The following is a 25,838-nucleotide window of genomic DNA, read 5'->3' as shown; positions in this document are numbered from 1 at the left end:
GTATCCTCAGGTCAATAAAGGCGTTTCATCGGGCATAGCCTGCGTTTTGTGCAGGCCGCAAGGGTCAAACCTCTTCAATCCGCAGTGCAACGGGCTCACCCGACACGACATCGGTCGTCCGGAGGCCTTCCAAAGCGACATCCAGCGTGGCACGTGTGGCCTTGTGCGTAACAATCAGAACCGGCGCGGTGGCTTCGGTGTGCCCGTACTGGCGCATTCGATCGATTGAGACACCTGCATCACCCAGGATAGCCGCCACTTTCGCCAGAGCACCCGGTTTGTCGAACAGTGCAAGGCGCAGGTAGTATGGGGCGGGCAGGCCGGTTATGGCAGGTTTTGCCTCTTCCAGTGTCGTGGCGGGACGGCCAAAGGTTGGGATTTGCAGCCCCCGCGCCAGATCGCAGACGTCGCCCATCACTGCGCTGGCCGTCGGACCTTCACCTGCGCCAGGGCCGCGCAGAACAACCTGTTCGACGGCGTCGCCTTCGATAACCACCATATTGGTGCCACCTTCTAGCTGACCCAGAGGCGAGCCGCTGGGGACAAGGCAGGGCTGCATCCGCTGTTCCAGACCGCGCGCCGAGCGCTGAGCGACGCCCAGCAGCTTGATACGATAGCCCATGTCGGCTGCCTGATGAATATCGTCCAGACTGATATGCTGGATACCTTCGATCTGGATGCCATCAAAATTCGGTTTGGTGCCAAAGGCGATCGAAGACAATAGCGCCAACTTGTGTGCCGCGTCGATACCGCCAACGTCCAGGTTCGGATCGGCTTCGAGATAGCCCAGTTCCGCGCATTCTTCGAATAGTGCGTTATAGCCCAACTCCTGCGATTGCATCCGCGTCAGGATATAGTTGCAGGTGCCGTTCATCACGCCCATGACGCGGGTGATCTCGTTCCCAGCCAGACCTTCAGTCAGAGATTTGATCACGGGGATACCGCCCGCAACGGCCGCTTCGAAACGGATGACACGGCCTGCGGCCTCGGCTTGCTCAGCCAGTTCCTGACCGTGAATGGCGAGCAGTGCCTTGTTCGCAGTCACCACATCCTTGCCAGCGGCCAGCGCGGCCTCGACCGACGCTTTGGCAGCGCCGTTTTCGCCGCCCATCAGTTCAACAAAGACATCCACATCGTCACGTTGCGCCAGTGCGACCGGATCCGTCTCCCAAGCATATTCTGAAAGGTTCACGCCACGGTCTTTGTTGGCATCCCGTGCGGAAACAGCGGTGATTTCGATGGCGCGACCTGTACGCGCCTGCAGCAGGTCCGCATGGCGGCGCACGATCCGCACGACACCCACGCCAACCGTTCCCAAGCCCGCAATTCCCAGCCGCAGCGCCTGTGTCATCCCGTGGGTTCCTTTCCGCTCGAATGTCCTTGGTTTCGGGCTGTTTGCCCGTTCATTGGTGCCTTAACGGGTTCAGCGTCGGGGCGCAATCCGAGACAGCGGTAACAAGCGTTTGAAATGTGAAAGGTCAGTTGATCTGTGCGTTCTGTAGTGCTTCGGCCTTTTTGGCCAGTGCCTCGCTGCGCGCGGTCAGATCTTCTTCAACCTCGGCGGCCTCGCTGACGGGATCTATTGGTGGGCCCAGAATGTCCTGAATCGGGATCAGTTTAGGATATTTCGCTGAGCGCACATTTGGCTGCTCGCGTCCTTCCAATTCCGGAAAGTCCGTGCAGGCTGCGCAAGTCAGAAGCAGGACCAACAATGGCAGAGGCTTCATAACGAACCCTTTCAATAACGACTTAGACTGTGATGCACCTTTTACTGCCGTCGTTCAAGCGGGGTTCTATATGAACATACGTTCATATACGGTGAGCACATGGCACGTACCCAAGGTTCCCATTCAGATATCACCGGCCCGCGCATTCGTGAGGCTGCGCTGGGACTATTCGCCCGGCATGGCTATGCCGCCGTGTCCATGCGCCAGATCGCGAAGGAGGTGGGCGTGCAAGCGGGTGCTCTGTATAACTATACGCCAGACAAACAAAGCCTGCTTTATCGCCTGATGCATGACCATATGCAGGATCTGTTGGCCGCATACGATGAGCTTGAAAAGCAGGCCGATGCAGAGGCTGCGCTGCGCCGCTTTGTGGGATTTCACATACGGTTTCATATGGAGAGACCGGACGAGGTCTTCATCGCATATATGGAACTGCGAAACCTGTCGCCAGAAAACTTCTCTGAGATCGAGGGTCTGCGCAGGGCCTATGAGGATTCGCTTGAAGCTATCTTGCGGGACGGTCAGCAGGCTGGGCTGTTCTCGGTTGCCGATACCAAGATCGCGACCCTGGCCGTGATCGCCATGCTGAACGGTGTTATGACATGGTATCGCGCTGGCGGTCGATTGTCGCTGGATGAGGTCGAGCAGGTCTATTGGGATATGGTCAGGCGCGCCGTAACTGCCTGACCAGCATTTCTTTTTCAGTGCGCTGCGCGAATGAATGTGCCGTTGCGCAATTCTTTAAACGCTTGTTCCAGTTCGGCCTGCGTGTTCATTACAATTGGTCCGTGCCAAGCAACAGGCTCATCTATCGGCGCGCCCGAGATTAACAGAAACCGAACACCTTCTGGACCGGCCTGGACTGTGACCTCATCACCGGTTCCGAACCGAACCAGAGTGCGATCACCGGACAGGTCGCGGATGTTGACCTCTTGTCCTGCAACCTCTTTTTCCAGAAGTATGCCGGTAGGTTGCGAAGCGTCTGCAAAGGCTGCCTGCCCCTGGAAGATATAGGCAAACGCCCGGCGGTAGGTGTCGATGCGAAAGGTCTTTTCCACACCAGCCGGAATCTGCACGTCCAGATATTGCGGATCGGCAGCAATGCCGTCCACAGGACCTGTCTTACCCCAGAACTCTCCGACTATGACGCGTACGGTGGTGCCGTCATCATCAGTGATCTCGGGTATCTCCTTGCTTTGGACATCCTGATAGCGGGGCGCGGTCATCTTTTGATCCGAGGGCAGGTTACCCCACAGTTGAAAACCGTGCATTTGGCCTGCACCATTTCCCTTAGGCATTTCCTGATGGAGTATCCCGGACCCTGCGGTCATCCACTGAACATCGCCTGCGCCCAAAGTGCCGGTGTTGCCCAGCGAATCCGCATGCTCGACCGATCCGGATAGGACATAGGTGATGGTCTCGATACCGCGATGCGGATGCCAGGGGAAGCCTGGCTGGTAATCCTCGGGGCGCTCATTGCGGAAATCGTCGAACAACAAGAACGGGTCAAGCTCGGACGGGTCCTGAAAGCCAAACGCCCGGTGCAATTTGACGCCTGCGCCTTCCATGGTTGGCATGGCTTTGCGGGTTTCCAATGTTGGTCTAAGGGACATGATGGCCTCCTGAAGTTGAGACGATCATGTATGTTGTCGGTGATATGCGTCAATTTGCGTGCAAACACGGATGCTGTGCGTAATTTAGCATTCCGCTGCCCTCTGTTTTTCGTCGGGCAAAGCGGCTAAACCCGATCGAAGCAGAGCAGGGGACATCAATGCAACAGGAAATTCTGGCCACGGTCCGGCCATCATCATCCAGACGTTGGATCGGAGTGGGGATGCTGTCGACCGTTGGGGTGCTGGTCATCTATGTTGCTTTGACAACTCCACCGGAACCGGTCTGGCTGATTTTTTTGCTGGTTGTTGGTGTGTCGGCGTTCTGGCTGGCCTATCGCATGTGGCTTGCAACCAGCGATTGGATCGAATTGACGGAAACTGAAATCCGGACCGGGTCAGGGCAGGTGATTGCACGTGTTGAGGATATTGAAGGTGTCGATCAGGGGGTTTTTGCGTTCAAGCCGTCAAATGGATGTTTGTTGAAAACAAAAGAAAGCGCAGAAAAGAGCTGGGCGCCGGGATTGTGGTGGCGCTTGGGTCGCCGGATTGGCATAGGCGGCCTGACCACAGCCGCCGAAACCAAATTCATGCTCCAGATGCTACACCCACTGCTGCATCCTGCTAACAAAACTGAGCAGAAACGTCCCCTTTGACGATTGGAACAAAACGCGGGCGCGTGAAAATGAAATTTTCGAAAGTATGATCTCTGTCCAGCCAATCGGTGTCCAAAATTGGCACATAGGGTTTTGTCGTTTCCACAATGATCATGGAGTCAGCATTGGCCATTGCCGGAAGCTTTTCAATTAGCGGATCAAGGTTGTCATTGGTCCAGGTGCCATCAAACCCACAAGCTGTCGACCACTCCACATTATAGCGCTCTTCCGTGCCAGCATCTACATCCTCGGCAAAGTACTGAATAACGCTCAAACGCATTTTTAGGGTCGAATTGTCTCTTACCATACGATTGTAAATCGAATACATGGACTCCGCGTAAGTATCGGTAATTTCATTCTCACTCTCACGTGAAATCAAGTCGCTGACGGTGTACGCAGCTTTCAGGTTTGCCGTGCTTTCGACAAAACCATCAAAATACGTATACGTAAGTGTGACGCTCCATACGAGCATTGGGATTATCAGAGCGGACTCCAAGGACAGGTTGCCATTTTCCTCGCCAGAAAAATTGCCAATCAAGTGACGGATGCGTGAAATGGGGCGCGTCATATTAAGGCTCCTGAACAAAAGTGGTCGTCGCCGTAAGTGTGACCAGACCATCATCACCAGACACAGCCCGACCCATTGCGGTCGTGGGGATAATTGGGTCAAATTTTATACAGGCGCGCATGATCATCAGCGCGTTTGATCCTCCGTTAGAGAACTCGCGGACTGGCTTGGCCTCTTCGGCTCGGTCGACGCAGTCCGGAGCAGCGGGCAGACTTACACCGCTATACGGATCCTGAACGATCATCTCCAATTGCAGGTTGTTAGAGCATGCTGGCATTACCACCATATGTTCGCAGATAGCATCTTTGATCGTATCATGCTCGGTGTCTGGCAAATTGATCCCAAGGCGAATGTCGCGCACGACCAGATCCATCGATCGATCCAGCATCGCTTTCTGAATCGAGACCATCGAATAATCGATGACGCCCAGAATGAAAAACATGTAGAGAGGGAACCACAAGGCGAATTCAACCGTTACGGAACCGCGCTCTGATCGTTTGAACCCGGCCGCTTTTTTCAGAAGACTGAGGGTCATTGCGTCAACCTCAGACGTTTGATTGCGGTAGCAATGGATTCAAACACTTGCGTAATTGTTTGTTCGCTTTCTCCGAGGCCGCCACTCTTTTTGACTTCGTAAAAGAACCCTGCGCCGCTTGAACAATTATCGATTGCGGTAACGCCCACAGCGGGTGCTTCAAACGCAATGCCATAAACATCAATGTCCTTACCCTTGACCTCGCTGCAGATATCAGAAAGACGGGTGTCTTTTTCGGATCGATAAACTGTGGTGAATGCGTTGTCATACCAAGTTTGATTGTGGTTGGACTGCCAAGCGTAGTTATATTCTGCATTCCAGTCCAAAGTGACGCGGTTCCACAGTTGCGGGTAGGTCAGGCGCACTGATTGATCATCCGCTTCGCCGCCAAAGGGCTCGGACTGACCTGCCAGTTCTTGTCTGGTCCAGTAATACTCTGGTGGCGTGACGTCAGGGGCCGTGGTGCGGACGCTGTATTCGCCGGTGTACCTGTTGGTCTCACAGCGGCGTTGACCCCACCTGTTATACCAGCAATTTGTGACTTCTTGCTCATAATTGGGGTTGTACCAAACATCCGAAGCTCCATCGCGGTATGCCTCGTTCAGAATCCAGTTTTCGGTGTTTTCGCCATCGGTCATGACGATCATGATCTTTTTAACGTTCGCCTCGTATTTCATCGGACGGTTGTCAAACACCGCCGGAACAATTTTCTGGGGTGACAGGCCCGTGGAGATGTCCAGACCCGTATCCGGATCCACGGAATCAGGATCGACGTTCTGCTTTGAAAGTTTGTTTATGACTGGCTGGAATTGAGGATCCAGCAGCGCAGCAGCCCATTTCACGCCAATATCAATCGACGTGTTTCCGCCCGGCGACATTGCTGCGATCTGATCGTGCAAGTCGGAAACAATATTCGTCATTGCCGTAATTTCGCTGCCCGCTCTGGTGGTGCAGACCGAACGCGAGACGTAGTGTCTTTCATCTTCATAGTCGTCATTATAGTTTCTGCGATCGAAGTGCGCCGTTCGATTGAGAACTTGGTTCGGATTAATCGCGTTTTCCTTGAAATCACTATCAACAAAGTCAACGCAGTGTGAATAATCATGTTCGGTCGTTACGCCCGGCATGTTGCTCAGGATATTTTCACCGGCATTCACTTGGTTGTTGTACGGAATGATCGAGATCGAAATCTTGTCCGGGTTCTCTTTCTCGTACATCGTTGTCACGAACTGGGTGGCGGCGTCCTGAAGGGCTTCCATTTTTGTTTTGTCTTCCGTCGCGGAATCCCAGCTCATTGAGCCGGAAATATCCAGAACCATCGCGATTTCGATCGCTCCAATGGCCTCTTCCGCGACGCTTGTGACCGAAGCGGTTAGCGACGGATACCCAAAAAACCACATGAAGTGCGTTTTGACGTCGACCGCCGCATTCGCGGTAACTTTTCTCGCCCCGGCGCGAGGATCGTCTTCTACTTCGGGTTCGCCGATAAGCTTGCCGTGGACGTCGGACTTCTCAATGTAAGACTTAACTACGTCCGAAGGAGGTAGTTTTTGTTTCACGTTGGCTGCGGCAAGAACGGCGCGGTCCAGCGTACCCTGTAGGCTCGCTCTGTCGCGTTCAAAGTTCATAATATCAACGCCAATACCTGCCGTCGCAAATATGAGCAAAAAACCAACCACAACGAAGATAATGAATGCGCCACCTTCCTCGTCGCGTGAAAATCGACGAGCAACCGCGGCTGCATTCTTATAATTCTTGGTGTTGCACTTAAATACGCGCATTTTCATCTAGCCGACCTCGCTGAGCAGACATCCGGCGCTGCTAAGGAAAAGTTAACGTTTGAAAACTAACGGCGAATCGTGGCGTGAATTGGGCGGAAGTGCCCGAGATATGGCAACTTTGGGCGTGAAGCGTAGATAATTGAACAGCTTTTCGATCTCTGTTTTCCGTCAGGCGACAATATTTCGGCACTTAAGCCCGGAGCGCGACTCAACCCGGCCCGAGAGTCTTTGTGATGAATTCGGGTTTTATTGTTGCTTAAATATTGATCGTTTAGGCAATGGGTGCGACAAAACGTCAGAACGCTCGTCGTTCGTCGGCACGGAGGATTACATGACGGCCATTAATGAACCAAGCTTTCGCGAAAGTGTAGATTTGATGTTTAACAGGGCGGCGTCCCTTATGGACCTGCCGCCGGGGCTTGAGGAAAAGATCCGGGTCTGCAACGCCACCTACACCGTTCGGTTTGGTGTCCGCCTGCGCGGCGATATTCATACTTTCACTGGTTACCGCTCGGTTCATTCCGAACATATGGAACCTGTTAAGGGCGGTATTCGTTACGCCCTTGCTGTGAACCAGGACGAGGTCGAGGCGCTTGCCGCCCTGATGACTTATAAATGTGCTCTGGTCGAAACGCCCTTTGGTGGATCAAAAGGGGGATTGTGCATCGATCCCCGAAAATACGAAGAGCACGAGTTGGAGCAGATCACCCGCCGCTTTGCCTATGAGCTGGCCAAGCGCGATCTGATCAACCCCTCGCAAAACGTGCCAGCCCCCGACATGGGAACAGGTGAGCGTGAGATGGCCTGGATGGCGGATCAATACGCTCGGATGAACACGACGGACATCAACTCGCGCGCCTGTGTGACCGGTAAACCACTGAATGCGGGCGGCATTGCTGGCCGGGTCGAGGCGACAGGCCGCGGCATCCAATACGCGTTGCGTGAGTTCTTCCGCCACCCGGAAGACATGCAAAAGGCAGGGTTGACCGGCAAACTGGATGGCAAACGTATCATTGTTCAGGGCCTGGGCAATGTGGGTTATCACGCTGCGAAGTTCCTGAGCGAAGAGGATGGTTCCAGAATTGTCGGCATCATCGAGTGGGATGGTGCGCTTTATAATCCCGACGGGATCGACGTGGAATCTGTACGCCAGTGGATCGTCAAGCATGGCGGCGTTAGTGATTATCCCGATGCGACACACTCGGCCGAGGGTGGGGCGGTTCTTGAAGAAGACTGCGACATCCTAATTCCTGCTGCGCTGGAGGCCGTCATCAACCTGTCTAATGCAGACCGGATCAAGGCACCTTTGATCATTGAGGCCGCGAATGGCCCAGTGACTGCCGGTGCGGATGAGATTCTGCGCAAAAAGGGTACGGTGATCATTCCGGACATGTACGCAAACGCGGGTGGTGTGACGGTTTCCTATTTCGAATGGGTCAAGAACCTCAGCCATATTCGCTTTGGCCGTATGCAGCGCCGTCAAGAAGAGGCGCGGCACGAGCTGATCGTCAGCGAGCTGGAGCGGCTGGATCGTTACTTGGGCGATGCCTGGTCGATGTCGCCGGACTTTAAGGCCAAGTATCTGCGCGGTGCTGATGAGCTGGAGCTGGTGCGTTCCGGTCTCGATGACACTATGCGGATTGCGTATCAGTCGATGCGTGAGGTCTGGCACAGCCGTGATGATGTCGAGGACCTGAGGACTGCGGCCTATATTGTGGCCATCGACCGTGTCTCCAAAAGCTATCGCGCCAAAGGGCTGTGATGGTCTGAGAGCTCGGGGCAATCTGGCTTTGTCAGGTTGCCCCAGCCGCGAAGATGGGGTCCCTTGGTCCCTTCAGATACGCCGAAAACGGTAATGGCAGGCAACGTCCGCTACAGGTAAGCTGCAGCGACAGAATCGATTACCGGAGTACCCCATGTTGCGTATCGTCCTAGCCGCCGCTTTGCTGGCCACCCCCTTAGCTGCGGAAGAGACCAAAGAGCAAAGCTGCAAATATCAGGCTGATGTTGTTGCGGCGATTCAGAAGGCTCGGCTGGACCGTGTGAAAGAGCGCGACGTGCCGCAGGCGGTCGCCGATACAGGCCCGACCTGGCCCGAGAACTACAATGCGGCCATCCCGTTGATCGCGCCATGGGTTTATGAGCAAAAGATGCGCGACGTGCGCAAAAAGGATTTGGGTGCCGCCTGGCTTGAACTGTGTTTGCAGCAATAATCCACAGCCCCATCATTTCCCTGTGGACAAACGCGCGTCATGCCCTTGGCGCGCGTTCCTGTTTCTGTCAGGTTTGACCCATGTCTTTGCCCCCCGGATTTCTGGATGAACTGCGCACCCGCCTTAGCTTGTCTCAGGTCGTCGGGCGTAAAGTCACGTGGGATGCACGCAAGTCCAACCAGGGCAAAGGTGACATGTGGGCGCCATGCCCGTTTCACCACGAAAAGACCGCGTCCTTCCATGTCGATGACCAGAAGGGGTTTTATTACTGCTTTGGTTGCCACGCCAAAGGGGATGCGATCAGCTTTGTGAAAGAGACCGAGAATGTCTCGTTCATCGAAGCGGTGGAGATTCTGGCGCGGGAGGCGGGCATGCCGATGCCCGCGCGTGATCCAAAAGCTCAGGAAAAACAGGATCGCCGGTCGCAACTGGCCGACGTGATGGAACAGGCGGTGCAGTTTTTTCGCCTGCAGCTCAAGACCGGGGCAGGGGGTGCTGCGCGAGACTATTTGACGCGTCGAGGTTTGGATGCTCAGGCTCTGGACCGGTGGGAGATCGGTTTTGCACCTGACGGTTGGCAAGGGCTGTGGGATCACCTGCGCGGCAAAAATGTTGCCGAGGACCTGATCCTTGGCGCCGGGCTGGCCAAGCCCTCGAACAAGGGCAAAAAGCCCTATGATACGTTCCGCAATCGGATCATGTACCCCATCCGCGATCCGCGCGGTCGGTGCATCGCATTCGGCGGGCGGGCAATGGACCCCAACGACAACGCGAAATACCTGAACTCGCCCGAGACCGAATTGTTCGATAAGGGTCGCAGTCTTTATAACCACGGCCCGGCACGACAAGCCGCCGGCAAGGGGCAGCCCTTGATTGTAGCCGAAGGGTATATGGACGTGATCGCCCTGGCCGAAGCCGGGTTCGGAGCGTCGGTCGCGCCGCTGGGCACGGCTATTACCGAACACCAGTTGCAGCTCCTGTGGCGCGTCTCAGACGAGCCGATCATAGCGCTGGACGGCGATCAGGCGGGTTTGCGCGCCGCGATGCGTGCGGTTGATCTGGCCTTGCCGCTGCTGGAGGCGGGTAAATCCCTGCGTTTTGCATTAATGCCCGAGGGCAAAGACCCTGACGACCTGCTGCGCGCCGAAGGATCGGGGGCCGTTCATGCGGTATTGGAAGGCGCGATTCCAATGGTCAAATTGCTGTGGCAGCGTGAGATTGAAGGCAAAGTTTTCGACAGTCCCGAACGCAAGGCGGCACTAGACAAGTCATTGAGAGAAAAGATTAAATTGATCCGCGACCCTTCGATCCGGTCGCATTATGGGCAAGAGATCAAAGATCTTCGCTGGCAGTTGTTCCGCCCGCAACGCCAGCCGCAAAACCGCCAGTGGCAGCCACGCGGCAAGTGGCAACCTCCAAAACAGCCGGCAACTCCGGGTGCGCGCTCGTCTTTTCTGGCGTCGTCTGAAAACGCAGACATCCAGATGCGCGAGGCCGCTATTCTGGCGATTGCCGTCCTGAACCCCTCTGTCGTTATCCAATTCGAGCATCAGCTTGAAGAAATGGAATGCCATGATCCCGATCACGCGGCTCTGCGCGGCGCCATTTTGCGACACGCGATCGACGACCCCGATCACCTTAAAGACCACATTATCGAAACTTTAGGCGGCGAGATCCTTGAAAACCTGCTGGCCCTTCGCCATGTCGCAGTTATCCCCTGTGTGTTCAAACCGGGCGACGTTGAAAAGGCCGAGATAACGCTGGCCGAGGAACTCGCGAAAATCAAAGCGCTCCGGGGGTTAGATGCCGAGATTGCTGAAGCTGCAGAGGAATTGTCCGATCTGGCTGATGAGGCGCTGACCTATCGGCTGGCCCAGGCCGCCGAAGAGCGTAACCGCACAAGCCGCAGTCAGAACGAAGACAGAGCGATATTCGACGTCGCCGACAACGGCGCACGAATCAACCGCGACGAGAAAGACGCGTTTCAGGCGATCATGTCTGGCATCAATTTTGAACGGAAACGGCGATAAGTGGTGTTTTCGTAAGGCACTGGAAAAGAAAAACGGGTAAACGGGTGGCCGAATCACTTCAACGCGCTAATGATTCGGTACAAACGAATCACCCATCCCTGCAGGAGCATTGAATGGCCGCCAAGGATACGAACGAAGACCGCAAATCCGAAGAGCAGGAACAGGAAATCTCGCTGGACATGAGCCAGGCTCAGGTCAAGAAAATGATCGCCGAGGCTCGCGAGAAAGGTTACATCACCTACGACCAGCTCAATCAGGTTCTGCCGCCTGATCAGGTGAGCTCGGAACAGATCGAAGACGTTATGTCGATGCTGTCCGAGATGGGCATCAACATCATCGAAGATGAAGAGGCCGAAGAGGAAGAGAATAAAGGCTCGACCGAACTGACGACCACCGACAGTAACCGCGAAGTTGCGCTGTCTGGTGCCGCGACCGAAAAGCTGGACCGGACCGACGACCCCGTGCGCATGTACTTGCGCGAGATGGGCAGCGTCGAACTGCTGAGCCGCGAAGGCGAGATTGCCATCGCCAAGCGGATCGAAGCAGGTCGGAACACCATGATCGCCGGTCTGTGTGAAAGCCCTCTGACTTTCCAGGCGATCACCATCTGGCACGACGAATTGTTGTCGGAAGACATTCTGTTGCGCGATGTCATCGATCTGGAGGCCACGTTCGGCAACCAGATGGATGAAGACGGCGACGTTGAAGAAACTGTTGTCGATACATCAGCCGTTCAGGCCGCCAAGCCTGCCAAGGATACAGGGCCTGAGTTGGATGCCGATGGCAATCCGCTCAACAACGATGACGATGATGACGACGACGATCAGGCCAACATGTCGCTGGCCGCGATGGAAGCCGCGCTGAAAGATCAGGTGCTGACTACGCTCGAGCGGATCTCGACAGACTTCTCGATGCTGTCGGAAATGCAGGACAGCCGGATCTCGGCGACTCTGAACGAAGACGACACGTTCTCGGAAAAAGAAGAGGCGACCTATCAACAGCTGCGGTCTGAGATCGTCGAACTGGTGAATGGTCTGCACCTGCATAACAACCGTATCGAAGCGCTGATCGACCAGCTTTACGGCATCAACCGCCGTATCATGTCGCTGGATAGTTCGATGGTGAAACTGGCGGATCAGGCACGTATCAACCGCCGTGAATTCATTGATGCTTATCGCGGGCGCGAACTGGACCCGAACTGGCTGGCCGAGATGGCAGAAAAGCCGGGCCGGGGTTGGCAGATGTTCATCGAACGCTCGACCGCCAAGGTCGAGGAACTGCGCAACGATATGGCTCAGGTCGGTCAGTATGTCGGACTGGATATCCCTGAATTCCGCCGCATCGTTCAGCAAGTTCAGAAGGGTGAAAAAGAGGCACGTCAGGCCAAGAAGGAAATGGTTGAAGCCAACCTGCGCCTCGTGATCTCGATTGCCAAAAAGTACACAAACCGCGGCCTGCAATTCCTTGATCTTATTCAGGAAGGTAACATCGGCCTGATGAAGGCGGTGGATAAGTTCGAATACCGCCGTGGCTACAAGTTCTCGACCTATGCGACCTGGTGGATCCGTCAGGCGATCACGCGTTCGATCGCGGATCAGGCCCGCACGATCCGTATCCCGGTCCACATGATCGAAACGATCAACAAGCTGGTCCGGACCGGTCGTCAAATGCTGCACGAGATCGGTCGCGAGCCGACGCCGGAAGAACTGGCCGAGAAGCTGCAGATGCCGCTGGAAAAGGTCCGCAAGGTGATGAAGATCGCCAAAGAGCCGATCTCACTCGAAACGCCAATTGGCGACGAGGAAGACAGCCAGCTGGGCGATTTCATTGAGGACAAGAATGCCGTGTTGCCTTTGGACAGCGCCATTCAGGAAAACCTCAAGGAAACGACCACTCGGGTTCTGGCCTCGCTTACGCCGCGTGAGGAACGGGTTCTGCGGATGCGCTTTGGCATCGGTATGAACACCGACCACACTTTGGAAGAGGTCGGCCAGCAGTTCAGCGTGACCCGCGAACGTATTCGTCAGATCGAGGCGAAAGCGCTGCGCAAACTCAAACATCCCAGCCGATCGCGCAAACTGCGGTCATTCTTGGATCAGTAATCGAAAAGGCGCCTCAACCGAGGCGCCTTTTTCTTATCTGTTCACGCGTTGATCACGGTGACCGGTTCAGACCTCAAATTGGCGAGAACTCACAAGTCATGCAGCGATGTGGCCCCTATTTCTGCCTTGTCCACTCATGGGACAGGCCGGGGTGAGGCTGTGCCGCTGACGACCCCCGGCCACCCTTTCCGTGTTACGGTTCCAACCGAGTGCGGAACGTGCTGGGTGCCTGACCGGTCCAGCGTTTGAAAGCGGTGGAAAACGCAGGTTGATCCGCATAACCCAGCGAATAGGCGATTTCCGATAAAGGCATCCCGTTGGTGATAAAAGTCTGCGCCAGATCACATCTCAGGTCTTCGACAATCTCACGATAGCTTGTGCCTTCGTCATTCAACCGTCTGGCAAAGGTGCGCGGGCTCATCCCAAGGTTCGAGGCTGCGTCGTCCGCCTGAATAATCGCGCCGGGCATCGACCGGGTGATCAGCCCCTCGACTTGCGCCCTGAGTTTTTGCGCGGGCTGGTCACTTTCGGCCTGAACCCTGTCGCCATATGACAGAAGATGCTCGCGCAGAGAGGGGTCATATGTCGGCACCGGAAGATCCAATGAAGACAGCGTCAGTATAATTTCCAACCGTTCTGAACCAAAGGACACAGGAAAGCCCGCTAGTTTCTGAAACTCTTTTCTGGCTTCGCCGACCTCGTGTTGAAAGCGGATTTCGATAGGATAGAAACTTGTTTGCGTTAGCGAGCGTATGCGGGCGAGGGCCGCGAAAACCAAAAATTCGGTACGACGGTGATATCGGGCAAAACTGGCATCCTTCCAGTCGGCTTCGATTGAAGCAAAATTTCCGGAAACGCGCAGACTGAAGTATAACGCCGGGTCTATCATCCCGTGAAACCGCGACGAGTTTTCGATCACCTGCTTCAGATCACGCGAGTATTTACTGATATACGCCGTCAGGCTGGAGGACGACCTGAAGCCAAGCCCAGCACTGGCCGAAAAGGTGATGTCATTCAGCGCGTCGCAGGCGTAGCGGACAAACAACGCCTCTTTGTGTGCGCTATAGGCTGTTGCAGGTGGCGCAATGTCGCTGCGGCTCAAACCGGATTTGGCCAGAACGCGATCCCCAATCGAAGGATCTTTTGCCCGTTGATCCAACGTTTTGGACAACACTTGAATGCGCGCAATATCGACGTCCATGTTCAAACCCGAGTTAGCAGCATGTTTCTGATCACAGTCGAAATTCCGGCCGCTGGTGACAGTGTTGTCACCTATTCAAATGACAATGGCTGAACTTCGCAAGACTACAGTGACCATCAAGCGTATTTTCCGCGTGCTGTCGGGTTAGGCCTTGTGGGGATGAGGCCAGAGCCCAGGAAACTTGTCGCGCAGATGACCCGAGGCTCCCCGACACATCCTATTTCGCAAAGATGGCCCAGTGTCGCATTGCCGGAAAGGCGTAGTGGTGCGAATGTGCGTCAAATTGGGTTAGCAGGCGTAACTGATATGACCACACTGGCAACCGATGCGGCAGATGGTCAGGATTTCATTGTCTTTGACGGCGAATGCGTTCTGTGTTCGGGCTTCTTTCGTTTCATGGTCGCGCGGGACAAAGCGCAACAGTTCAAATTTGCCACCGCGCAATCGCCGTTGGGACAACGGCTGTACAATGAACTTGGACTGCCGGCCCGGGACTTTGAAACCAATCTCGTTGTGACCGATGGCGTCGTGCATCAACGGTTGGATGCTTTCGCCGCCGCGATGCACAAGCTGCCAGGGATCTGGCGTGCTCTTTCGATCTGCAAATACCTTCCAAGTATCATCAAAGACCCACTTTATTACGCGATTGCCAGAAACCGGTATGCCATCTTTGGGCGTTCACCGACCTGCATGGTCCCGGACAAAGCTCTGCGTGCTCGTTTCCTGCCCGAGGGGTTCTGAGTGCAACCCGATCCTTTTTTGCAAGCCTTGCCAATGGGAACAAGCCTGCCCAAAGCGTTGCAGGCATTGCATAACTCGGGCGGAATTTATTCCGGGCGATGCTCGGTCAAGCCGGGCAAGGGGTGGTTGGCCAAGGTCGCGTTGCGCTTTGCCAGTATGCCGCTTGGGGGTGACGACATCCCGGTGCGGCTCAGGATCGATCAAGAGGGGGGCACTTGGTTTTGGACGCGCGATTTCGATGGTCACGTCACGCAATCACGGCTGGCATTGGATCATCAAATGGGATGCGTCCGCGAACAGTTTGGACAGATTTCTGTCTGGCTGAAGCCGGTTTATGCGAACGAGCAGTTAGAGATCCAGATCCTGCGCCTCAGCTTGCTGCGCATACCCTGCCCAAAGCTGCTTTTGCCGCAATCAAAGACTGTGGAATGGCAGGATGAAGAAGGACGGTTTCGGTTTGATGTTTCAGCGCGGATGCCGCTTATCGGAGCTTTGATCCGGTATCAGGGCTGGCTAACGTGCGATCACGTCGGGACTGCCTTCGACTGAATTGATTGTGAACCAGCTTTGCCGGGTAAGAATGTATACTATTTGAAAAATCACCTCGAAACGAATGAGAGTATGATTATGAAAAAGGTTATGACTTTAGCGGTTTCGGCCGCGATCTTGCTGACTGTTCCGGTGTCGTCGGCCTCGGCCGCGCGAAACGGGTATCAAACAGTTTCTGTTAACAACACTGTATTCGAAGTGATCCCTCGGGCACGCCAGGATGTGGATGGATATTGGTGCGCGGCTGCGGACTATGCGCGTCGGACTTTAGGTGCAGGCTGGCAACAGCGTATTTATGTCTGGCGCGGCTATGGTCCCAGCGAAGCAACAGGTCGCCGCACAGCTGTTCAATTCTCGCTTCAGCAACCGACAAACGTGGCACAGCAAAGCAGTTCGTTCTCAGTCGGTTTTAAGGCTGGCGAAAGTATGTCGGTTCAGGGGGCCAATGGTCGCTGTCACGTTGTTCCTAGGTTCCGTTGAGCCAGGACGTATCGTAATATGCAGACCGAGTTTATTATTTCGACGAACGGGCCGGGGTTGTATGAGTTCACCGCGGACGTGCGCAACTGGCTGAACTCGGTCTCAGGCGATGGCCTACTGACAATGTTCGTGCGACATACGTCCTGTTCGCTGATAATTCAGGAAAATGCTGACCCCGAGGTACAAACAGATCTGCGTGCCTTTTTTGAAAGGCTAGTCCCGCCTTCCAATGACCCTGCGATGGCTTACCTGCGGCATATCTACGAGGGTCCCGACGATATGCCTGCTCATATCAAGGCAGCTCTTTTACCTGTGTCATTGTCTATTCCCGTGTCCGCCGGGCGTCCGGTACTGGGGACATGGCAAGGTATTTATCTTTTTGAACACCGTACTGCAGCGCACACGCGAAAGGTGGCGGCACACTTCGCCTGACCCCTTTATATTGCGGTGAAAATTTCCGACTACCCAAACTCTAGCGGCTATCCTATAGTTGTGGATAAGTAAGCGGCAAAGCTTACAAAAAGAGGCCGAACCAGGGACGAGGAGACGGCGGATGCGCTGCCCGTTTTGCGGAAATATCGATACTCAGGTCAAAGATTCACGCCCAGCGGAGGATCATGTGGCCATTCGCCGGCGACGGTTTTGTCCCGCGTGTGGCGGCCGGTTCACGACTTACGAACGCGTTCAGTTGCGTGATCTGGTGGTGATCAAAACCAACGGTAAACGCGAAGATTTCGATCGGGACAAGCTGGAGCGTTCGATCCGTATCTCGATGCAGAAACGCCCCATTGAACCGGATCGGATCGACCAGATGATCTCGGGCATCGTGCGCCGTCTGGAAAGCATGGGCGAGACCGATATCCCGTCCAGCAAAATCGGCGAGATCGTCATGGAAGCTCTGGCGCGGATCGACACCGTCGCCTATGTTCGCTTTGCGAGCGTATACAAGAATTTCCAGGCGGCCGATGATTTCGAGGAGTTTGTCCACGAACTGCGACCGCCGCAGCCTTCGACGGACGAGTGAGCGAAACAGATAAGCGATATATGGCGCTTGCCCTGTCTTTGGGGCGGCGTGGTCAAGGGACGTGCTGGCCAAACCCGGCTGTTGGTTGTGTTATTGTGCGCGACGGGCGCATTGTGGGACGCGGCTGGACTCAACCGGGTGGCCGTCCGCACGCTGAGCCTCAGGCGCTGGCACAAGCCGGCGAAGCCGCACAAGGTGCCACGGTCTATGTCACGCTTGAACCCTGCGCCCATCACGGGAAAACACCGCCATGTGCCGAGGCCCTGATCGTGGCGGGCGTGGCTCGTGTTGTTGCGGCCATCGAAGACAGCGATCCGCGTGTTTCCGGCCAGGGTTTTGCGATGTTGCGTGATGCCGGGATCGAAGTTATCACCGGCGTACTGGCTGACCAAGCGGCCCAAGATCTTTCCGGGTTTTTTCTGAAAACCGAACAGGGCCGCCCGTTCGTAACCTTGAAACTGGCCAGCAGTTTTGATGGGCGGATCGCCACCGCCACAGGCCACAGTAAATGGATTACTGGACCCAAGGCGCGGCGCGCCGTTCATGCCATGCGCGCGCGTCATGATGCGGTCATGGTCGGGGCAGGCACCGCGCGTGCCGACGATCCTTCCTTGACCGTGCGGGATATTGGCGTCGATGCTCAGCCCGTCCGGATTGTGGTCTCGCGGCATCTAGACATTCCCTTGATGGGGCAAATGGCACGAACTGCCGCAGAAGTTCCCGTTTGGCTCTGCCATGGCCCGTCACCGGATGCCGAACGCGCGCGTGCTTGGGAAGGTCTGGGTGCGCGTTTACTGCCCTGCGCGTTGGACGAACATCAGATCGACGCCGTAGACCTGTTGCATCAACTGGGACAAGCGGGCCTGACCCGCGTGTTTTGCGAGGGCGGGGCTGCTTTGGCCGCGTCGCTTCTTGCTGCTGATCTGGTGGATGAGTTGATCGGGTTCACTGCCGGTCTTGCGATTGGTGCTGAAGGGTTGTCAGCGATCGGCACGCTGGGTCTGGAAAAGTTGGACAATGCGCCGCGTTTTGAGCTGATCGAAACTCAAGTTATCGGGCCAGATATCATGCATCGTTGGGCGCGAGCGCTTCGCTAACGGCGCCAGATATGCGCGTGGGTCGCGAATGCCCCCTGCAACTTTGACAGTATACGAAGCAGTGGCCCGCTTGCCGGGGCAGCGCTTTGTGACAGCCGTTCGACAGCAACCTCGACAGGGCAGGGGTCACCTGTCACTGGGTCCATGTATCGAGGGTAGTCGATCAGAGCCGCGTGCACCAAGCCCAAGACCGTAGGTCGCGCGCCCCTTCGCGCGGGGACGGTTCCCAAATCGTTCGTCAGCCCCCACCCGGCATAGAACGGTGCGCCCAGGGTGGTCACACTAGTGCCGCGCATCAAAGCCTCGAACCCCAGCAAAGAGGTCATAGTCCAAACCTCCTGGACTTGCGATAGCAGGGCTGCGGGGTCGCATTGGGTGGCGATGACATCAGCAAACTCTGCGGCTTCGACAGCCCCATCGCGTAAGCCTGCTTCGACATCAGGGTGCGGCTTGTAGATCAGAATGGCGTTAGGGTTCGCTTCACGCACAACGCGCAGCAGATCGGTATTTGTGCGAATAGTGCTGGTGCCCAAGAGGATCGAGGCATCGTCTTCGACCTGACCAGGGACAAGTATCCGATGCCCTTCAGGTAGGTCCGGTGCGCCATCGCCAGTATTATATTTGGTAATCATGGCTGACACGATTTGAGCGATCAGTTTTTCAACTCGCAGTTCCTGATCCGGTCGCAAGGTTTCCCGGGCTGCAATCATCTCTTCCAATTGGCTGGGATGCGTGGGGTCATAATAAATCCCCTGATTGTCAGTCGCCAACGACAACGGCGGTACAAGATCTGCGCCCAGCCCGCGCGAGCGTAAAAACCCATCCTCAACTCGGACGACACTTTCCGTGCCCTTGGCCTTACTTGCCCAGACCATATGAGGGCGGTCGGACTGCGCCGGTTGTTCAGCGGTGAAGCGAACTTTTTTTTCGCGTCCGAACATTTGTTGAAGATGTTTGCGTTTCCACAGGCGCATACCCGACGCGGTCCATCCCTTATTATCCTGACGCCAGGCGCGCGTTTGCGCCTCAAGCGTATCCAGAACGGTTTCCAGCTGGCACAGCTTGTCCCTGTAAGGATCGTACCAAGTCGGGTAGAGGATCATCGCCGCAGCAAACAATTGCGCGCGCGTCAGGTTGCGTTGACGGTGCGGCAGGTGCGCTTCATCCTGCGTCAGGCCCCAACCAGCATAGAAAGGTTGGCCGAAGACACGCGGTTTGTGGCCTGCCAAAATTGCCTCGAACCCCATCTGTGAGGACAAGGTGTAAACTCCGACCGCGCCTTCCAACAAAGCCCACGGACTGACGGGCGTGCTGATGACCGAGACGCGATCGGATTGATCGGCTGTGGTAAAAAAGCCCGAACGATGCCCGGCTATGGTGTCCGGATGTGTCTTGATCAGAACTGTGGCGCCGGGGTTCTCTTCCTGCGCCATTACCAGCATTTCGCGAAACCGCGCCTCATCCCCGGCGCTAGCCGTTACGGCTGCGTCGCCGCGGACTTGATCGACAACCAGCACATAGCCGGGGTCGGGCGGCAGAGCAGACAGATCAAAAGCCGAGTACTTGCTAAGGTTCAATTTGCGCATCCGTTCGATCCCACCCCGCGCACGGTTCAGTAGGGCAGTGTCGTCCAACGGATGGGTGGCCAAAAGCGTTTCCAGATCAGATGTCTGGTTCGCGTCAAAATGCAAACCGGACCGATCAATTAACAGGCCAAGTGGGGGCTCTCCGCTGCGGCCCGGGTGTAAAGATCGTAGAAAGGCGTCTTCCACGCGCAACACTGGGGCATTGTGCCGGGTCGCGACCCCAAGGCCGCGATGGGCTGTTGGGCTGTTACCCCAAACCCCAACGTTGTCGCCCTGTTTCGGAAGGCCAATCCGCACGTCAAAACCGGACAAAGCCAACATGCGGCGAATGCGGCGAGATGTAAGGAGGCCGCCATTAAAGACAAGCAGCCGGGTACGTTCAGACCCGGCTGTTGTTTCAAGCGACATCAGTTGCCAGTCAATGTGGCGACATTGGCCAGCGGTGTGAGGCCACCAGCGATCAGGGAAATAGACTTGGTCCACTGCGCATATGGCGCTTCGGTCACATAGATAGTGTCGTCATCACGGATAACGAAATCCCGGGCAATGAACAGCCCGTTCGGGGCAGTCAGGTTCAACAAGTAGACCATTCGCTGATCGCCTTGCAGGTCCGAACGTCCCATCACCGATCGCGCGATGTCCTGACTTTCCCGGCGCAGAATGAATATCCCGGTAGGATCCGAGGACAACGACAGCAGGCCGCCGACCTGCGCCAATGCCTCAAGCGCCGAAAGGTCCTGTGTGTCAAACGCGACGCGAGATTGGCCGCCAGTTGCCCCCAAGGCAATGTACGACCGGCTGTCCGCCTCCACCAGAATGCGATCGTTGCCGCGAAGCGCCACATCCAGCTTTGGATTGCTGAATACGTCGTCGTACCAAACGGTTCCTTTCTGGTTGCCCCGGATCAGCGTCACGAGTGCAATGTCAGAACCTTCCACTACGCCGCCAGCCTGCGACAACATTCCGGACAGGGTTCGGGTCGGAAGTTCGATGGGATAAATCCCCGGAGCCGAGATGTTGCCTGTCAGCGCGACGGTTGCGCCATTCCCCGCAGCCCGGCGGACTTCGACCTGAGGGTCGGGCGTTTGATCCTGAAGTTTTTCGGTGATCACCTGACGGAGCTGCTCGGGCGTGTTTCCAGACGCGCGCACTCGCCCGGCATAGGGGACAAAAATGAATCCATCGGCATCCACCTGCACTTCGCTCAGGCTCGTCGAGGAACCGACCTCGCCTGTCAGCAGGCCGTCATCAACGTTTTCCCAGATCGTCAATCCCAACACGTCGCCGGGGCGAACGGTATCCGCCGTCAAACTCTGAGCACTGGTGAAGGAAGATGAAAAGCCGAATTGAGGGACTTTGGATGTCGCCCGCGCAACCCTGTCATCCACCTCGACGACAAAGGCATTTCCTCCATTCTCGACCGAACCCGCCAGAATCTCGGTTTTGTTGGGGCCTGATTTAGGAAGCTGGCACGCGGCCAGCGCGCCACAAACGGCAACAAGGGCGGCCCCTCGCGCCCAGCGAATTGGAAAGCAATGCACTGCCGATTATCCTCAGTCGTCTTTTGTTTGCGTCAATTTAGCTCGTTCATGGTTCAACATCCAGCACCAACCAGTCCGGCTCAATCGACAAGCTTCAACTGTGGCGTCTGCGCCTCGTTGCCGGCTAATACGGACTGATAAGGGTCATGCGCCTGCAATAGCATGTCGGCAGCTCGGCGCAGCAATTGACGCCGCCCGCGAAGTGAATAAAACCCGCCAGGTAACTGGCTGGTTTTCAATAGAAACTGACGGTAGGCGCGATAGGCTTCGTGGTCCGGAATGTCCGGGGCAGCAAAGAACCGAGCCAAGGGTTGCTGTGAAACAAACTCGGGTTTGTCGTAGACGGACCGCCCGAAGCTACGCAACGGTATTCCGCGCCAGAGAACTTGTTGGCCTGCGGTGGAGTTGATCGTTACGGCTGTGTTCGCGTCATCCAGCAATCGGGCCAGTTTGCCGCCAGGAACATAATGCACGCGATCCGCCACATTATGAGCGCGGGCTATTTCCCGCGCCCTGCGGCGCAGTGGCTCGCGATGGTTTTCAAGCGGATGTTCTTTCAGCACCAGATGGTGATGGATCGGAGCGCCTTTGGCGAATCCGGAAATGACATGCTCAAGGAAACCTGACATACAGGTATAGTCTGAATGCGCCTGAACCGAGCTGTCATGGCCCAGTTGCAAAAGGGCCAGGTGATAGGGGGCACCGCTTTGTCGAACGCGCATGGTGGCCCAAAGACGTCTGATACTGTGGAAAGGCATCAGCGCAAGCCGCTTGAAATACAGCCGGAACTCTTTTGCCACGGGCATTTCACGGTGTGTTTTGAAGTTGGAGTATCGCTTGTTTAAAAACAGAACAAACCAGTGGTATAGCGCGCCGTAGAATATGTGCTGTCGCATATCCCCCCAATGGGACGGTGGCGGTGGGACCGGTGCCTCTGACTGATCAAGCGCATGTTGCATCTGCGCGATGTCCAGTGACATCAGGCGTGAGTGCCCATTCGACCCGTCGCGCTCGTAAGTGACCCACCAAGGGCGCAGATACCCCTCTTCGAAGACATGGATGGTTACGCCCACTGCGCGTGCGACTTCCACGGCTTTTGCATGAACAGGGCGAGTGTCGCCATACAAAACAATGTCCGTGACCGACCGCGAGCGGATCAGCCCCTTTAGGGTTTCGGGCCACTGCTCGGGACCATCCAGAAACGGGATATAGGTGTTGCGGTCAAACCAGAATGCCTGATCGCCGGCGTTGAACCCCACGCGCAGAGTATCAGCACCGGCGGCGCGCAAAGTACGCGCCAGTGCGCTAAAAAACGGGCCATGTGGTCCCTGCAAGAACAGGAACACGCGGCGATCTGAGCCCGTGGTGAGTGAGTGCATAGTTGCTGCTCTTTATTCTGGTGCCGAAATTATGCCTGCTAACAGCAATCTGGGCAAGGCAGGGCTTGCCCACAGCGTTTCTTGGCCTTACCTCGGCTGTGATACATCCGCACAGGTTATAGACTAAGGGTATAAGCAATGTTCACAGGGATCGTCACCGATATCGGAATAGTTACCGAGCTGGACCAGCAAGGAGATCTGCGCGCCCGGATTAAAACGGATTATGACACTGCCGGTATCGATATCGGAGCATCTATCGCCAGTGACGGTGTCTGCCTGACCGTAATTGCCCTTGGCGACGACTGGTACGACGTGCAGATCAGCGCCGAAACTGTTTCGAAAACCAATCTGAACAACTGGACCGTCGGCCAGCGCGTCAATCTGGAACGCGCCCTCAAAGTTGGGGACGAGCTGGGCGGGCATATTGTTTCCGGCCATGTCGACGGCGTGGCTGAGGTTGTTGCGCTGCAGGACGAAGGCGACAGCACCCGTGTAACACTGCGTGCACCCAAAGAACTGGCCCGATTTATCGCGCCCAAGGGATCGGTTGCGCTGAACGGAACCTCTCTGACGGTCAATGACGTGGACGGCTGCGATTTTGGGATCAATTTCATCCCCCACACCAAAGAAGTGACGACCTGGGGCGATGTCTCTGTCGGAGATCGGGTAAACCTTGAGATCGACACGCTGGCACGCTACGTCGCCCGCTTGGCTGAGATGTCCTGAACCACAGGTTGAGACGTCGCGTTTCAGCGGGGTGTAGCAGCAAGCGCTCTGGTATTTGAACGCTTGGTGGTCTATCCAGCCGGTCAGAAACGCTCTTGCGAAAGGCTGCCCCATGAGCTTTGAAACCCCTGGCCCAGTCGAGGCCCAGCTGCGCGACGCGATCAGCCCGATCGAAGATATCATTGAAGAGGCGCGCAAGGGCCGGATGTACATCCTAGTCGACCATGAAGATCGGGAGAACGAGGGTGATCTGGTCATCGCGGCCGAGTTTGCGGATGCCGAAGCCATCAACTTCATGGCCACCCACGGACGGGGCTTGATCTGTTTGCCGATGACGGCGGAACGCGTCGAAACCCTTGGCCTGCCGATGATGGCAGTGAACAACTCATCCCGTCACGAAACCGCGTTTACCGTGTCCATCGAGGCACGCGAAGGCGTGTCAACCGGCATCTCAGCAGCAGATCGCGCGCTGACCGTGAAAACGGCGATCAACGAGCAAAATACGATGGCGCACATCGCGACACCGGGCCACATATTCCCGCTGCGTGCCAAGCGGGGCGGGGTGCTGGTGCGTGCGGGCCATACCGAGGCGGCGGTCGATATCTCACGGCTGGCCGGGCTGAACCCGTCGGGTGTGATCTGCGAGATCATGAAGCCCGACGGCACTATGGCACGTCTGCCTGATCTGGTTGCATTTGCAAAAGAGCACGACATGAAGATCGGTACGATCAGCGACCTGATCACCTATCGCTCGCGCAACGACAACCTGGTCGTTGAAACCTCACGCAGGACCGTAACGTCGGAATATGGCGGTGAATGGGAAATGCGCCTGTTTACCGATCAAACACATGGCATCGAGCATGTTGTCCTGATCAAAGGTGACATCACCACGCCCGAGCCGGTATTGACACGAACCCATGCACTGCATGAGGCGCCCGACATTCTGGGTCTGGGCCCGAAATCCCCGCAAGAACTGCCTCGAGCGATGGAAAAGATCGCTGCGAATGGGCGCGGCGTGGTTTGCTTGTTCCGCGAGCCGCGTAACTCGCTTTATGCAACCGATGACGAAGGTCCGCGCACTATCAAGCAAACTGGTCTGGGGGCGCAGATTCTGTCCAAGCTGGGTATCCAGGAATTGATCTTGCTGACCGATACTCCGGAAACAAAATACCTGGGGCTCGATGCGTTTGACCTGTCCATCGTTGGCACCCACTCCATTCTCAAGGATGATTGATCGTGGCTGAACAAGACAAACACGGCGTATTGCCGACACCGACCTTTGACAAACCGGTGAAACTGCTGGTCGTGGTGGCTCCGTTCTATCGCGCCATTGCCGACAATCTGGTCGCAGGCGCCAAGGCTGAAATTGAAGGGGCAGGCGGCACATGTGATGTAATTGAGGTGCCCGGCGCATTGGAAATCCCGACGGCGATCGCAATGGCGGATCGTCAGTGCAACTATGATGGCTACGTTGCGTTGGGTTGCGTCATTCGTGGTGAGACCACGCATTATGAGACGGTGTGCAATGATTCCAGCCGTGCGATCCAGTTGATGGGTTTGCAGGGTCTTCTTATCGGTAACGGTATCCTGACGGTCGAGAACGACGATCAGGCCGAGGTGCGCGCCAATCCAGAAAAGATGAATAAAGGTGGTGGCGCAGCCGCTGCGGCCTTGCATCTGATCGCACTCAGCCGTAAGTGGGGCGCTTCGAAAAAGGGCGTCGGTTTCAAGCCGCCGTCCGAGTCCATCCTTGTGGCGGGCGACAGCAACGGACCCACGACAGCATGACCCAGACCGACGCGCCGAAACCGGCCAACCAGAAACGCCTGATGAAATCCGCCGCCCGGCTGTATGCCGTTCAGGCGCTGTTCCAGATGGAGCAATCAGGACAAACGACCGAAGCAGTCGTGAACGAGTTTCTGGATCACCGGTTTGGTGCTGTCTATGAAGGTGATGAGATGCTGGACGGCGATATCAGCGTCTTTCGCAAGCTGGTGCAGGATGCCGTGAATTATCAGGCATCGATTGACCAGATGACAGACCGCGCTCTGGTCGCCAAATGGCCGATCGCGCGGATCGACCCCACCCTGCGCGCGACCTTCCGTGCGGCCGGGGCAGAACTGACGCAAAGCGATACACCACCAAAGGTTGTAATTACCGAGTTCGTTGATGTGGCGCGCGCGTTCTTCCCGGAAGGCAAAGAGCCGAAATTCGTCAACGCCGTTCTGGACCACATGGCGCGCGAGGCCCAGCCCGAGGCGTTTTGAGTAAGGCCGTAATCCAAATGAATAA

At 56.1% G+C, this 25,838-nt stretch carries 26 protein-coding genes and 1 pseudogene; 16 read left to right on the top strand and 11 right to left on the bottom strand.

Going from position 1 to position 25,838, the window contains the following annotated elements; all coding sequences use genetic code 11:
- Positions 1-64: 64 nt before the first annotated feature.
- Both GOW92_RS03730 and GOW92_RS03725 read right to left on the bottom strand, forming a co-directional pair.
- Positions 65-1,351, bottom strand: coding sequence for a homoserine dehydrogenase (locus GOW92_RS03730; protein WP_170558114.1), 1,287 nt, complete (start codon positions 1,349-1,351; stop codon positions 65-67).
- A gap of 127 nt (positions 1,352-1,478) precedes the next feature.
- On the bottom strand, positions 1,479-1,727 hold the full coding sequence (locus tag GOW92_RS03725; protein WP_170558112.1) for a hypothetical protein: 249 nt from the start codon (positions 1,725-1,727) through the stop codon (positions 1,479-1,481).
- Positions 1,728-1,826: 99 nt separating this feature from the next.
- Here GOW92_RS03725 and GOW92_RS03720 point away from each other — a divergent pair, with 99 nt between their 5' ends.
- Positions 1,827-2,414, top strand: coding sequence for a TetR/AcrR family transcriptional regulator (locus tag GOW92_RS03720; RefSeq protein WP_170558110.1), 588 nt, complete (start codon positions 1,827-1,829; stop codon positions 2,412-2,414).
- A 14-nt stretch (positions 2,415-2,428) separates the two neighbouring features.
- Here GOW92_RS03720 and GOW92_RS03715 read toward each other — a convergent pair whose 3' ends face one another.
- Positions 2,429-3,340, bottom strand: coding sequence for a pirin family protein (locus GOW92_RS03715; RefSeq protein ID WP_170558108.1), 912 nt, complete (start codon positions 3,338-3,340; stop codon positions 2,429-2,431).
- A 158-nt stretch (positions 3,341-3,498) separates the two neighbouring features.
- Between GOW92_RS03715 and GOW92_RS03710 the strand changes: the two genes are divergently transcribed.
- The gene (locus GOW92_RS03710) at positions 3,499-3,993 is read left to right on the top strand and encodes a hypothetical protein (protein ID WP_170558106.1); all 495 of its coding nucleotides are present in this window, start codon (positions 3,499-3,501) and stop codon (positions 3,991-3,993) included.
- Here the strand turns inward: GOW92_RS03710 and GOW92_RS03705 are convergent.
- From GOW92_RS03705 to GOW92_RS25290, 4 genes and pseudogenes are all read right to left on the bottom strand, one after another.
- A complete protein-coding gene (locus tag GOW92_RS03705; protein WP_170558104.1) occupies positions 3,962-4,561 on the bottom strand; it encodes a TadE/TadG family type IV pilus assembly protein in 600 nt (199 codons plus the stop codon). The two genes, GOW92_RS03710 and GOW92_RS03705, sit on opposite strands and share 32 nt — an antisense overlap.
- A 1-nt stretch (position 4,562) precedes the next feature.
- Complete coding sequence (locus GOW92_RS03700; protein ID WP_170558102.1) at positions 4,563-5,096, bottom strand: TadE/TadG family type IV pilus assembly protein; 534 nt, start codon at positions 5,094-5,096, stop codon at positions 4,563-4,565.
- The gene (locus GOW92_RS03695; protein ID WP_254452883.1) at positions 5,093-6,415 is read right to left on the bottom strand and encodes a hypothetical protein; all 1,323 of its coding nucleotides are present in this window, start codon (positions 6,413-6,415) and stop codon (positions 5,093-5,095) included. Before GOW92_RS03695 ends, GOW92_RS03700 begins: the two co-directional genes overlap by 4 nt.
- A 252-nt stretch (positions 6,416-6,667) precedes the next feature.
- A pseudogene (locus tag GOW92_RS25290) lies at positions 6,668-6,877 on the bottom strand (TadE/TadG family type IV pilus assembly protein); the annotation flags it as partial.
- Positions 6,878-7,208: 331 nt separating this feature from the next.
- Here GOW92_RS25290 and GOW92_RS03690 point away from each other — a divergent pair.
- From GOW92_RS03690 to rpoD, 4 genes are all read left to right on the top strand, one after another.
- Positions 7,209-8,639 (top strand): Glu/Leu/Phe/Val family dehydrogenase, encoded by a 1,431-nt coding sequence (locus GOW92_RS03690; protein WP_170558098.1) that lies wholly within the window; start codon positions 7,209-7,211, stop codon positions 8,637-8,639.
- A 154-nt stretch (positions 8,640-8,793) separates the two neighbouring features.
- Positions 8,794-9,090, top strand: a complete 297-nt coding sequence (locus tag GOW92_RS03685; protein ID WP_170558096.1) for a hypothetical protein — start codon at positions 8,794-8,796, stop codon at positions 9,088-9,090.
- An 80-nt stretch (positions 9,091-9,170) separates the two neighbouring features.
- Positions 9,171-11,120 (top strand): DNA primase, encoded by a 1,950-nt coding sequence (gene dnaG / locus GOW92_RS03680; RefSeq protein WP_170558094.1) that lies wholly within the window; start codon positions 9,171-9,173, stop codon positions 11,118-11,120.
- Between the two features lie 113 nt (positions 11,121-11,233).
- A complete protein-coding gene (gene rpoD / locus GOW92_RS03675) occupies positions 11,234-13,222 on the top strand; it encodes an RNA polymerase sigma factor RpoD (protein WP_170558092.1) in 1,989 nt (662 codons plus the stop codon).
- Between the two features lie 193 nt (positions 13,223-13,415).
- On the opposite strand, the gene GOW92_RS03670 is transcribed toward rpoD, so the two are convergent.
- On the bottom strand, positions 13,416-14,423 hold the full coding sequence (locus GOW92_RS03670) for a helix-turn-helix domain-containing protein (RefSeq protein WP_170558090.1): 1,008 nt from the start codon (positions 14,421-14,423) through the stop codon (positions 13,416-13,418).
- Between the two features lie 306 nt (positions 14,424-14,729).
- Here GOW92_RS03670 and GOW92_RS03665 point away from each other — a divergent pair, with 306 nt between their 5' ends.
- The 6 genes from GOW92_RS03665 to ribD all read left to right on the top strand — a co-directional run bounded on the left by GOW92_RS03665 (position 14,730) and on the right by ribD (position 18,314).
- Positions 14,730-15,164, top strand: a complete 435-nt coding sequence (locus GOW92_RS03665; RefSeq protein WP_170558088.1) for a thiol-disulfide oxidoreductase DCC family protein — start codon at positions 14,730-14,732, stop codon at positions 15,162-15,164.
- Between the two features lie 33 nt (positions 15,165-15,197).
- Positions 15,198-15,713: a DUF4166 domain-containing protein gene (locus tag GOW92_RS03660; protein WP_170558085.1), complete on the top strand. Its 516-nt coding sequence runs from the start codon at positions 15,198-15,200 to the stop codon at positions 15,711-15,713.
- 78 nt (positions 15,714-15,791) lie between these two features.
- On the top strand, positions 15,792-16,193 hold the full coding sequence (locus GOW92_RS03655) for a hypothetical protein (RefSeq protein WP_170558083.1): 402 nt from the start codon (positions 15,792-15,794) through the stop codon (positions 16,191-16,193).
- Between the two features lie 18 nt (positions 16,194-16,211).
- Positions 16,212-16,625, top strand: a complete 414-nt coding sequence (locus GOW92_RS03650; RefSeq protein WP_170558081.1) for a secondary thiamine-phosphate synthase enzyme YjbQ — start codon at positions 16,212-16,214, stop codon at positions 16,623-16,625.
- Positions 16,626-16,746: 121 nt separating this feature from the next.
- Positions 16,747-17,217, top strand: coding sequence for a transcriptional regulator NrdR (gene nrdR / locus GOW92_RS03645; RefSeq protein WP_170324479.1), 471 nt, complete (start codon positions 16,747-16,749; stop codon positions 17,215-17,217).
- Positions 17,214-18,314, top strand: a complete 1,101-nt coding sequence (gene ribD, locus GOW92_RS03640; protein ID WP_170558079.1) for a bifunctional diaminohydroxyphosphoribosylaminopyrimidine deaminase/5-amino-6-(5-phosphoribosylamino)uracil reductase RibD — start codon at positions 17,214-17,216, stop codon at positions 18,312-18,314. The genes nrdR and ribD overlap by 4 nt, the downstream gene beginning before the upstream one ends.
- Here the strand turns inward: ribD and GOW92_RS03635 are convergent.
- The 3 genes from GOW92_RS03635 to GOW92_RS03625 all read right to left on the bottom strand — a co-directional run bounded on the left by GOW92_RS03635 (position 18,311) and on the right by GOW92_RS03625 (position 22,820).
- On the bottom strand, positions 18,311-20,308 hold the full coding sequence (locus GOW92_RS03635) for a capsular polysaccharide biosynthesis protein (protein ID WP_170558077.1): 1,998 nt from the start codon (positions 20,306-20,308) through the stop codon (positions 18,311-18,313). The two genes, ribD and GOW92_RS03635, sit on opposite strands and share 4 nt — an antisense overlap.
- Positions 20,308-21,441, bottom strand: a complete 1,134-nt coding sequence (locus GOW92_RS03630) for a polysaccharide biosynthesis/export family protein (RefSeq protein WP_170558075.1) — start codon at positions 21,439-21,441, stop codon at positions 20,308-20,310. The genes GOW92_RS03635 and GOW92_RS03630 overlap by 1 nt, the downstream gene beginning before the upstream one ends.
- Positions 21,442-21,521: 80 nt before the next feature.
- Entirely contained in the window at positions 21,522-22,820 is a 1,299-nt protein-coding gene (locus tag GOW92_RS03625; protein WP_170558072.1) for a capsule biosynthesis protein, read from the bottom strand.
- 138 nt (positions 22,821-22,958) lie between these two features.
- On the opposite strand from GOW92_RS03625, the gene GOW92_RS03620 reads away from it, so the two are divergent.
- From GOW92_RS03620 to nusB, 4 genes are all read left to right on the top strand, one after another.
- Positions 22,959-23,546 carry a riboflavin synthase gene (locus tag GOW92_RS03620; RefSeq protein WP_170558070.1) on the top strand — a complete coding sequence of 196 codons (588 nt, stop codon included), beginning with the start codon at positions 22,959-22,961 and terminating at the stop codon, positions 23,544-23,546.
- Positions 23,547-23,658: 112 nt separating this feature from the next.
- Positions 23,659-24,780 (top strand): 3,4-dihydroxy-2-butanone-4-phosphate synthase, encoded by a 1,122-nt coding sequence (ribB, locus tag GOW92_RS03615; RefSeq protein ID WP_170558068.1) that lies wholly within the window; start codon positions 23,659-23,661, stop codon positions 24,778-24,780.
- Between the two features lie 2 nt (positions 24,781-24,782).
- A complete protein-coding gene (locus tag GOW92_RS03610) occupies positions 24,783-25,334 on the top strand; it encodes a 6,7-dimethyl-8-ribityllumazine synthase (protein ID WP_170558066.1) in 552 nt (183 codons plus the stop codon).
- Positions 25,331-25,813, top strand: a complete 483-nt coding sequence (gene nusB, locus GOW92_RS03605; RefSeq protein WP_170558064.1) for a transcription antitermination factor NusB — start codon at positions 25,331-25,333, stop codon at positions 25,811-25,813. Before GOW92_RS03610 ends, nusB begins: the two co-directional genes overlap by 4 nt.
- Positions 25,814-25,838 lie beyond the last annotated feature (25 nt).

Origin of the sequence: Ruegeria atlantica (genome assembly GCF_013032505.1) — a bacterium.
Taxonomy (GTDB): domain Bacteria; phylum Pseudomonadota; class Alphaproteobacteria; order Rhodobacterales; family Rhodobacteraceae; genus Ruegeria; species Ruegeria atlantica_F.
This window is presented reverse-complemented; position numbering and strand designations above follow the sequence as displayed.